The sequence below is a fragment of the Bartonella sp. AP88HLJMH genome (assembly GCF_042195605.1).
In the GTDB taxonomy this organism is placed as follows: Bacteria; Pseudomonadota; Alphaproteobacteria; order Rhizobiales; family Rhizobiaceae; genus Bartonella.
In genome coordinates this window covers 1-1488 of sequence record NZ_JBHIOR010000049.1, presented here as the reverse complement: position 1 = coordinate 1488, position 1488 = coordinate 1, and the positions used below count along the sequence as shown (strand labels likewise).

General features: G+C 42.5%; 1 protein-coding gene. It reads left to right on the top strand.

What is annotated here, in order from left to right; genetic code table 11:
• Positions 1–1458: hypothetical protein (locus tag ACFIMA_RS09245; RefSeq protein WP_375693766.1), on the top strand; the 1458-nt coding region annotated here is incomplete at its 5' end.
• Positions 1459–1488: the final 30 nt, after the last annotated feature.

Sequence of the window (1488 nt, the reverse complement as noted above, 5' to 3'; positions counted from 1 at the left end):
ATGGTTTATTTTCCAATCGCTGATTACAGACCAGATGTTTCGGTCGTCAACGGTAGCTTTACGGATACGCTTGTGAATGTTTTACCAGCAGATGGCGGTTACATACCCATGCCTAGTGCAATGGTTGTGTCTCATGCTTTGGAAGAAAAGCCTTTGGGGTGCATAGCGTTTAGAAGTGGCAATGGTGTTAAGATAATCGTAGGAGGAGCCAAAAAGCTTTACAGTTATGATAGTCAAACGCAGGGTTGGAAAGACATAAGTCAAAGTGGTGTGACCTATCAAGCAAATGAAGAGAATAAATGGTCGTTTGCTCTTTTTAAAAACATGGTTATTGCGGTGAATAAAAATGATAAGCCGCAAGTTTTCAAGGTCCTTAGTTCTGAACGGTTTGAAGATTTAGAAGGAAATCCACCGAAAGCAGGATTGGTCAAAGTTTGGGGACCTTTTGTTTGTTTGATGCAATTGACAGATAATCCCAGTCGCATTCATTGGTCAGGTTTGAACGATGTAAATTTATGGGAAATAGGTAAAAAAAAATGTGATCATATAGATTTTCCAGATGGAGAATATGTGCAAGGGGCGACGGAATCCACCAATCCCCTTATTTTTATGCGTTCTGCTATTTACGCTGGTTTATTTACTCCAGGGGCTGAACTTGTATACAGTTTTCAAAAGATCCAAGACAAGCGCGGAGCGCGCAGTGCAGCCTCTATAGCATGTCGAGGGAGTGATGCTTTTTTTGCGAGTGATGGTGGTTTTTATCAGATCAGTGCTGATGGTCAACTTTTGCCGATAGGCTTTGAGAAGGTTGATAGAACGGTTTTTAAAACCTTTGATAAGTTTGCTCTTGATGAGATGCAAGGGGTTATAGATCCCATTGATAACCGGATTTACTGGTCCTTAAAAAGAGGTAATAACGAGCAAACGACCTTTGTCTATGATTGGGGATTGCAGAAATGGTCGACGCTACAGGGAAAACCTTTCACGTTGTTTCCAGTATTTACGACAGGTTATACTTTAGAACAGTTAGATGAGATCTCGATCAATCTTGAGACATTACCGGCTTCTTTAGACAGCCCTCGTTGGCAAAGTGGCGCACCCATGCTTGGTGCTTTTGATGACCAAAATCGGCTTGTTATGTTTACAGGTGCGCCGATGGAAGCAACGGTTGTTTCGCAAGAATTGGGAGCACCAGATGGAAGTTTTAACTTTATCACGAAGATGTTTGCTGAAGTTGATACGACGGAAGGTCTTTTAAGCATAGGAGAGCGTCGGCTTCGCAATAATCAGACACCGATTACATGGCACCAAGAGAGGGCATGTTCATATGTCACGGGTGCTTATCATGGTCGTTCGCGCAATCGTTATCACCGCTTTAAATTGCGCATTCCTGAAGGCATTCATTGGAACCAAATCACAGGATTTAATGTGGATTTACGTCCTTTAGGCAGAGGGTAATGGCAAAAGTCTTTTTGACCACGTCTTGGG